Annotated in this window: 1 protein-coding gene; it reads right to left on the bottom strand. The window is 19.5% G+C overall.

The window, feature by feature from the left end:
* Positions 1–183 (bottom strand): hypothetical protein (locus VN21_RS18985; RefSeq protein ID WP_207641524.1); only part of this gene is annotated, 183 nt, incomplete at its 3' end.
* Between the last annotated feature and the right edge of the window lie 119 nt (positions 184–302).

A 302-nucleotide genomic window follows, 5' to 3' on the forward strand; every position in this document is an offset into this window, starting at 1 on the left:
AAATTTAATATTTTTTATATTACTTTTAGTTAATATATATTTTGTGCTCTTTATAAATTTAGAAATTAGCACAGCTTCTCCAATAAAAAATATAATACATATTGAAGCTTCAATATTTAAATTGTTCAAATATCCGGTTTTTCCTGAGCTAAATACTGAATGAGATTTTACTAAAATTAACATTAATATATGGATAATTACAATTGATGTAAGCTTATAAAATTCTTTATATAAGTTATTTTTTTTGATTGAGCTTATGATTTGAATTTGACTGAAATTAAGGATTTTTAATATATCTATGT

Source organism: Paraclostridium benzoelyticum (assembly GCF_001006285.1).
Taxonomy (GTDB): domain Bacteria; phylum Bacillota; class Clostridia; order Peptostreptococcales; family Peptostreptococcaceae; genus Paraclostridium; species Paraclostridium benzoelyticum.